The sequence below is a fragment of the Microbacterium sp. Leaf351 genome, from assembly GCF_001423825.1.
Taxonomy (GTDB): Bacteria; Actinomycetota; Actinomycetes; order Actinomycetales; family Microbacteriaceae; genus Microbacterium; species Microbacterium ginsengisoli.
In genome coordinates this window covers 29,968-37,776 of sequence record NZ_LMPK01000007.1, presented here as the reverse complement: position 1 = coordinate 37,776, position 7,809 = coordinate 29,968, and the positions used below count along the sequence as shown (strand labels likewise).

Sequence of the window (7,809 nt, the reverse complement as noted above, 5' to 3'; positions counted from 1 at the left end):
CCTCGTGCGCGAGCGCCTGCTCGTGCGCAGCGCCCACAAGACCGCACGCGTCGTGCGGCTCTCCCCCGACGACGCGCGCGACATCTATCGCACGCGGGCGATCATCGAGGCCGAGGCGCTCCGCGCCCTCGCGCACACCCGCCGCGTGCCCGACGACGCGCGCGCCGCGAACGCCGAGATCGCCGCGCTCGACGACGCGTCGCCGCGCGACGTGGTCGACCCCGACATGCGCTTCCACCGCAGCCTCATCGACGCGCTCGGCAGCGAGCGTACGAGCCGGGTGTACGCCTCGCTCGCCTCCGAGGTCGTCTTCTGCATGTCGCAGGTGCAGGGGGCGTCGCTGCTGCCGACCGCACTGATCGCCGACGAGCACGAGCGGTTGCTCGCCCTCATCGAGGCGGGTGACGGGGATGCCGCGGCCGCCCTGCTGCGCGAGCATCTCGCCCGCGCGCGCGAGCGCCTCGTCGAGCGTCTGGGCGGCGAGCCCGGTCCCGAGGCGCGCAGCTGACGCTCGCCCAAACTTGAGCCAACTCATATCAAGTTGTGTTTGACGTCGTCGCGGCGTCGGCGTACCCTTGAGTCATCGCGACTCAACCCCGTTGATCGCGAGACGACGTGAACACCGGCGGATGGCGACATCCGCCCCTCTGAAGGAGAGACACATGCCCCGTGCAGTGGGAATCGACCTCGGGACGACCAACTCGGTCGTCTCTGTCCTCGAGGGTGGCGAGCCGAAGGTCATCGCCAACGCCGAGGGCTTCCGCACGACCCCCTCGGTCGTCGCATTCACCAAGGACGGCGAGGTGCTCGTCGGCGAGACCGCGAAGCGCCAGGCCGTCACCAACGTCGACCGCACCATCACCTCGGTCAAGCGCCACATGGGCACCGACTGGAAGACGCAGGCGATCGACGGCAAGGCCTACACGCCGCAGGAGGTGTCGGCGCGCATCCTGCAGAAGCTGAAGCGCGACGCCGAGCAGTACCTCGGCGACTCGGTCTCGGACGCGGTCATCACCGTGCCCGCCTACTTCAACGACGCCGAGCGCCAGGCCACGAAGGAGGCCGGTGAGATCGCGGGCCTCAACGTGCTGCGCATCATCAACGAGCCGACCGCCGCGGCCCTCGCCTACGGCCTCGACAAGGGCAAGGAGGACGAGCTCATCCTCGTCTTCGACCTCGGTGGCGGCACGTTCGACGTGTCCCTGCTCGAGGTGGGCAAGGACGACGACTTCTCCACCATCCAGGTGCGCGCCACTGCCGGCGACAACCGGCTCGGCGGCGACGACTGGGACCAGCGGGTCGTCGACTACCTGATCAAGCAGTTCAAGGACACCACCGGCGTGGATGTCTCGGGCGACAAGATCGCGCTGCAGCGCCTTAAGGAGGCCGCGGAGCAGGCCAAGAAGGAGCTGTCGAGCTCGAACTCGACCAGCGTCAACCTGCCCTACCTCTCGCTCACCGACTCGGGCCCCGTGTCGCTGTCGGAGACGCTCTCGCGCGCCAAGTTCGAGGACCTCACGAAGGACCTCCTCGACCGCACCAAGAAGCCGTTCACCGACGTCATCGCCGAGGCCGGCATCAAGGTCGAGGACATCGACCACGTCGTGCTCGTCGGCGGATCGACCCGCATGCCCCAGGTCACCGAGCTCGTCAAGAAGCTCACCGGCGGCCAGGAGCCCAACAAGGGCGTGAACCCGGACGAGGTCGTCGCCGTCGGCGCCGCCCTGCAGGCCGGTGTCCTCAAGGGTGAGCGCAAGGACGTGCTGCTCATCGACGTCACTCCCCTGAGCCTCGGCATCGAGACCAAGGGCGGCATCATGACCAAGCTCATCGAGCGCAACACGGCCATCCCGACCAAGCGCAGCGAGACCTTCACCACCGCCGACGACAACCAGCCGTCGGTGGCGATCCAGGTCTTCCAGGGTGAGCGCGAGTTCACCCGCGACAACAAGCCGCTCGGCACCTTCGAGCTCACCGGCATCGCGCCGGCTCCGCGCGGCATCCCGCAGATCGAGGTCACCTTCGACATCGACGCCAACGGCATCGTGCACGTGTCCGCGAAGGACAAGGGCACCGGCAAGGAGCAGTCGATGACGATCACCGGCGGCTCGTCGCTGCCGAAGGACGACATCGAGCGCATGGTGCGCGAGGCCGAGGAGCACGCCGCCGAGGACAAGAAGCGTCGCGAGTCGGCCGAGGTGCGCAACCAGGCCGAGACGCTCTCGTACTCGATCGAGAAGCTCATCGCCGAGAACGCCGAGAAGCTGCCCGCCGAGGTCAAGGACAGCGTGCAGGCCGACGTCGACGCGCTGAAGGCGGCCCTCGCCGGCGAGGACGACGACGCGGTGAAGGCGGCGTTCGACACCCTCAACCAGAGCCAGGGCAAGCTCGGCGAGGCGATCTACCAGGCCTCGCAGGCCGCCGGTGAGACCGCCGACCCGACGGCCACCGACGCCGGCAACGGCGAGGTGCCCAACCCCGACGAAGACGTCATCGACGCCGAGGTGGTCGACGACGAGGACGAGAAGAAGTAAGACGGACACATGACTGAGAACAACGTCGACCGGCCGGAAGGCGACGACGAGGTTCAGCCCGACCGGACGGAGTCGGAGGCGCAGGCCTCCGACTCCGTCGCGGACGAGGCGGAGCTGACGATCGACGACATCCTGAACGCCGTGCAGTCCGATGAGGCCGCGGTGGCCGAGGCATCCGCCGAAGACCACGACCTGCTGCTCGACCTCAAGCGCGTGCAGGCGGAGTACGCCAACTACCGCCGGCGCACCGAGGAGCAGCGCGAGACCGAGATCGAGCGCGCCAAGGGATCGGTCGCGAAGGGCTTGTTGCCCGTGCTCGACGACCTCGACCGCGCCGAGAAGCACGGTGATCTCGCCGAGGGCACCCCCTTCGCGCAGATCGNGTTCGACCCGCAGCAGCACGAGGCGATCTTCCAGCAGCCGACCCCCGGCGCGACCGAGACGACGGTCCTCGAGGTCGTCGAGGTGGGTTACCGCCTCGGCTCGATCGAGCTGCGACCCGCCAAGGTCGTCGTCGCCGTTCCGGCGGAGTAGGAGGCACAGGTGGCGAGCCAGGACTGGTTCGACAAGGACTTCTACGCCGTGCTCGGCGTCTCGAAGGACGTGTCGGAGGCCGATCTCAAGAAGACGTACCGCAAGCTCGCGCGCCAGTACCACCCCGACTCGAACCAGGGCGATGCGAAGGCGGAGGCCAAGTTCAAGGAGGTCAGCGAGGCGTACGCCGTGCTGAGCGACCCGGAGNCCGGCGCCGGCGGCTTCGAGGACGTGTTCTCGATGTTCGGCCAGGGCCGCGGCGCCCCCCGGGGCGGTGCGGGCGGGTTCGACGACTTCTACAGCGTCTTCAACCAGCCCGGCGGCGGCTTCGGCACCGGGTCGTTCGGCCGTTCGTCGGGCGGGTTCCGCGGTTTCGGCGGTCCGACCCGAGGGGCGGATGTCACGGCCCGCACGACGCTCGACTTCGTCACCGCCGCGGCGGGCGACACCATCACCCTGCAGGGTGAGGACGGTGCGCCGTTCAAGGTGAAGATCCCCGCGGGCGTCGCCGACGGCCAGAAGATCCGGCTGCGCGGCCGCGGCCGCCCGTCGCCCGACGGCGGCGAGGCGGGTGACATCGTCGTGCAGGTCACCGTGCGGCCGCATCCGGTCTTCACCCGCGATGGGCTGAACCTGCGCCTCTCGGTGCCGGTGACGTTCACCGAGGCGGCGCTCGGCGCGACGATCGAGGTGCCGACGCTCGGTGGCGAGATCGTGAAGCTGCGGGTCGCGCCCGGCACCCCGTCGGGGCGCGTGCTGCGCGTCAAGGGCCGCGGCATCACGACCGCGAAGGGCACCGGCGACCTGCTCGCCGAGGTGCAGATCGCGGTTCCCGCCCACCTGGATGACGACGCCCGTGCGGCGCTCGAACGCTTCCGCGAGTTCGAGCCGAAGGAGAACCCGCGCGCAGATCTGGTGGCGAAGGCCCGGTCATGAGCGAGCAGATCGACGAGGATGCCCCGATCTTCGCGATCGCGACGGCTGCCGAACTGAGCGGCATGCACCCTCAGACGCTGCGCCAGTACGACCGGCTCGGCCTCGTCGTGCCCGACCGCACCAAGGGCGGGTCGCGGCGCTACTCGCTGCGTCACGTCGAGCAGCTGCGCGAGGTCGCGCGCCTGTCGGCCGACGGCATGAGCCTGCCGGCGATCGCGCGCATCGTGTCACTCGAGAACCGCGTGCGCGACCTCACGCTGCGGGTGCGCGACCTCGAACAGGCGCTGCGCGCCGAGCTCGACAAGCGCGCCCGGGTCTTCGCGGCCGGCTCCACCGGCTCAGTCGTCACGATCCGCCAGGGCACGCGCGTGCGCCGCGCGACCGACGTCGTGATCTGGCGCCCGCGCCGGGAGCTGCCCCACCGCGACGACGAACGGGACTGACCCTCGCACCCGCAGGGGTGCGATGCTCAGCCGAGTGCGGCGTAGGCGCGGGTGACGTAGTCGATCGAGCGATCGGAGCCGATGACGCTCGCCGCCATGCGGTTCATGACGTACGCGAAGGTCATGCGCCGGTCGAGGTCGCAGATGACGAGCGAGCCGCCCCATCCGCCCCAGAAGGCGATGCGGTGATCGCCCGGCAGCCACGGAGTCGACACCGGGTGCGGCAGCGCCCACCCGAGCCCGAACCGCAACGGCAGCCGCAGCACCAGATCGGTGCTGTCGGTGGGGTGCGCGAACACCGCGTCGACCACCGCCGGTGACAGCAGGCGGGTGCCCTCGACGAGGCCGCCCTGCGCGAGCATCTGGTTCATGCGCGCGAGCGCGCGGGCGTTGCCGGTTCCGCCGGCCCCGCCGATGCCGGCGGCCCGCCACTCCCGCGTCCAGCTGTCCCGCGCCCCGAGGATCGGCCCGCTGTATGCCCGGGTCGCGATCGACCCCGGCTCGGGCCGTGACGCCGGGTCGCGCGGCACGCGCGGCGGCGGCACGACGAGGCTCACGCGGTTCTCCTCGCTCTCGGGCAGCCCCAGCCAGAAGTCCGCGCCGAGCGGGTCGGCGAGCTCCTCCGCGACGAACCGGCCGAGAGGGCGCCCGTCGATGCGCCGCACGACCTCACCGATCAGGTGGCCGAAGCACACGAGTGCGTAGCCGGACTGCGAGGTGCCCGGGGCGAACCAGGGTTCCTGGGCCGCGAGGCGGGCGGCCGCGGCATCCTGATCGAGGATGTCCGACACCGTCACCGGCTGCTCCCAGGCGGGCACACCGGCCGTGTGGTCGAGCAGTTGCCGCACCGTGATGTGCGCCTTACCGGCCGCCGCGAACTCGGGCCAGTAGCGCGCCACCGGGGCGGCGAGGTCGAGCCGGCCGCGCTCGACGAGCTGCAGCGCCGCGAGGGCGGTGACGGTCTTCGAGTTCGACCAGGTGTTCGTGATCGTGTCGGCGCCCCACGGCACCGTGCCGGCGGGGTCGGACCAGCCGCCCCAGAGGTCGACGACCACCTCGTCGTCGACGATGACGCACAGCGAGCCGCCGAGCTCCTCGCCGGAAGCCAGGTTGCGGGCGAAGGCGTCCCGCACGCCGGCGAAGGATGCCGCCGCGAACCCGTCGATCTCGCCGGGAGGTGCTGCGGGGGTTCCGGCGGTGTCGCTCACCCGGTCAGTCTTCCACGCCTCCGGCGGCGACCCGGTGCTGCAGCTGGGCGATCAGGTCAAGCTTGTCGAGCACCGGCTCGGGGATGACGAACGGGTAGAGGTCGTGCTTGCCCATCGCGCGGTTCATCATGTTCAGTGCGGTGGCCAGCGGCATCCAGATGAGCCTCACGACCTCGCTGAACCGCGGTGCCGAGCGGATGTCGCCGACCGCTGCGAGCGCGTAGGCGCGGGCCGTCTCGACACTGTCGCAGATGTGGAGGAAGTGCGCCCACGTCTCAGCGAAGTCCTCGAAGGGGTGCATGGTGGCGTAGGCGGAGATGAACGAGGCCTCCCACCCGGCAGGCGCACCGTCGGCGTAGTGACGGTCGAGGGCCTCGCCGTAGTCGGCGCGCTCATCGCCGAACAGCTCGCGGGAGCGGGCGACGAGGTCGTCGTCCCGCAGGAACCGCCACTGGATGTAGTGCCCGACCTCGTGCCGCAGGTGCCCGAGCATCGTGCGGTAGGTCTCGCCGAGCTGCGCGCGCACGCTCTCGCGGTGCGCGTCGTCGGCCTCGGCCAGGTCGATCGTGACGACCCCGTCGTCGTGCCCCGTGACCACCGGCGCCGTCTCGCTCGAGAGCAGGTCGAAGCAGAGCCCGTCGATCGCGTCTGCGCTCTTCGGCACCACCGGCACCCCGAGGCGGTCTAGCTCGAAGACGAGGTAGCGCTTCGCGCGCTCGGCGTCCACGAGGTAGGCCAGGCCCGCGGCATCCGCATCGTTCGGACGCGTGCGCGTCAGATCGCATGCCGCGCACTGCCCGCCCTCGAGAGGGGCGAGCCAGGTGCATCCGGTGAGCGCGAGGTTGCGGCACACGTGCGAGACGAGCCCCGCCGCGTCGACATAGCGGCCCGCCGCGTCGACGGGCACGATGTCGGCCTCGCCGCGGGAGAAGCCGAGGCCCGTGCCGCAGGTCACGCAGACAGAGTTCTCGAAGAACAGACGGGAGCCGCACACACGGCAGGCGAAGGCCTTCACGCGACGATGGTGTCACATCCGGATGCCGCGGCCCGGGGCTTGCGCCCGGCCCCCGTCTGCGGCAGCCCGTCGCCCTGTGCCGTGGCTGCTGCCCCTCTCCCGCCGGAAGGCACGTTGCGCGGTGCGCGGCGTCCGTGGCTGCCGCCGCTCTCCGCGCCGGAAGGCACGTTGCGCGGTGCGCGGCGCCCCGTGGGTCGCGCAGCGTGCCTTTTCGTGGGCGGTTGGGCCGGGGGCGGCGTGGCGGGGCAGAGGCGGTGGGTGCGGTGGGTGGCGCGGGCGCGGCGCGCGGCGGCGCGGCAGTGGGTGCGGGGCGGCGGTGGGGTGGGGCGGCGGCGCGGTGAGCGGTGGCGGGGCGGCGGCACGGCGGTGGGTGCGGCGGCGCGGTGAGCGGCGGCGCGGTGGGGGCGCCGCGGGCTCAGGCCGGGGAGAACTCGGTCTCGGGGATGACGTCGACCGCGACCTTGAGGGTCGACTTCTTCGCCTCGGTGTAGATGATGCCCTTCACCGGGGTGACGTCGCCGTAGTCGCGACCCCACGCGACGGTGACATAGCGCTCGCCCGCCCACTGGTCGTTCGTCGGGTCGATCGCGAGCCACGCGTCGGAGCCGGGCACCCAGACTGCGAGCCATGCGTGCGAGGCATCCGCACCCAGCACCCTGGTCTTGCCGGGCGGAGGCGTCGTCGACAGGTAGCCGCTGACGTAGCGCCCGGCGAGGCCGTGGCTGCGCACGCACGACAGCGCGAGGTGGGCGAAGTCCTGGCAGACGCCCGCCCGCTTGGCGAAGACGTCGGCAACGGTGCTCGTGACCGTCGTCGCCTTGCTGTCGTAGTCGAAGTCGGCCTTGATGCGGTGCATCAGGTCGGTGACCGCCTCGCCGATCGGCCGGCCCGGGGTGAAGCTGACCGCCGCGTAGTCGCGCACCTCGGGCAGCATCGCGACCTTCGGCGACGGAATCGCGAACTCGGTCGCCGTCCACACGTCGGCGCCGATCACGCCGTGCAGGGGGCGCGCCGACTCCCACGGGCGCGCGAGGGCATCGACGTCGTAGGCCGTGTCGACGACCTCGACCTCGGTGCGCGCCTCGACCACCAGCCGCTCGTGCGGGTCGGTCACGTGGAAATAGGTCAGGTGGTTGCCG

General features: G+C 71.2%; 8 protein-coding genes and 2 pseudogenes. 7 read left to right on the top strand and 3 right to left on the bottom strand.

Annotation, left to right across the window (positions count from 1 at the left end):
* From ASG00_RS02700 to ASG00_RS02680, 7 genes and pseudogenes are all read left to right on the top strand, one after another.
* The coding region (locus ASG00_RS02700; protein WP_082483023.1) for an FCD domain-containing protein at positions 1 to 508 on the top strand (508 nt) is incomplete at its 5' end.
* Between the two features lie 154 nt (positions 509 to 662).
* Positions 663 to 2,534, top strand: coding sequence for a molecular chaperone DnaK (dnaK, locus tag ASG00_RS02695; RefSeq protein WP_056206649.1), 1,872 nt, complete (start codon positions 663 to 665; stop codon positions 2,532 to 2,534).
* Between the two features lie 9 nt (positions 2,535 to 2,543).
* A pseudogene (grpE, locus tag ASG00_RS02690) lies at positions 2,544 to 2,916 on the top strand (nucleotide exchange factor GrpE); the annotation flags it as partial.
* Between the two features lies 1 nt (position 2,917).
* A partial coding sequence (locus tag ASG00_RS16575) for a nucleotide exchange factor GrpE (protein WP_235559097.1) occupies positions 2,918 to 3,068 on the top strand: 151 nt, incomplete at its 5' end.
* Positions 3,069 to 3,077: 9 nt separating this feature from the next.
* Positions 3,078 to 3,275, top strand: a pseudogene (locus ASG00_RS16570) (DnaJ domain-containing protein); the annotation flags it as partial.
* A gap of 1 nt (position 3,276) precedes the next feature.
* Positions 3,277 to 4,004: DnaJ C-terminal domain-containing protein (locus tag ASG00_RS02685; RefSeq protein ID WP_235559089.1), on the top strand; the 728-nt coding region annotated here is incomplete at its 5' end.
* Positions 4,001 to 4,447 carry a heat shock protein transcriptional repressor HspR gene (locus ASG00_RS02680; protein WP_045246710.1) on the top strand — a complete coding sequence of 149 codons (447 nt, stop codon included), beginning with the start codon at positions 4,001 to 4,003 and terminating at the stop codon, positions 4,445 to 4,447. The genes ASG00_RS02685 and ASG00_RS02680, both read left to right, overlap by 4 nt.
* Positions 4,448 to 4,473: 26 nt before the next feature.
* Here the strand turns inward: ASG00_RS02680 and ASG00_RS02675 are convergent, their stop codons facing one another.
* The 3 genes from ASG00_RS02675 to ASG00_RS16565 form a co-directional block, all read right to left on the bottom strand.
* A complete protein-coding gene (locus ASG00_RS02675) occupies positions 4,474 to 5,655 on the bottom strand; it encodes a serine hydrolase domain-containing protein (RefSeq protein ID WP_200930839.1) in 1,182 nt (393 codons plus the stop codon).
* Positions 5,656 to 5,659: 4 nt separating this feature from the next.
* Positions 5,660 to 6,670, bottom strand: a complete 1,011-nt coding sequence (locus tag ASG00_RS02670) for a zinc-binding metallopeptidase family protein (protein ID WP_056206644.1) — start codon at positions 6,668 to 6,670, stop codon at positions 5,660 to 5,662.
* A gap of 415 nt (positions 6,671 to 7,085) precedes the next feature.
* Positions 7,086 to 7,526, bottom strand: coding sequence for a transglutaminase-like domain-containing protein (locus ASG00_RS16565; RefSeq protein ID WP_235559096.1), 441 nt, complete (start codon positions 7,524 to 7,526; stop codon positions 7,086 to 7,088).
* Positions 7,527 to 7,809 lie beyond the last annotated feature (283 nt).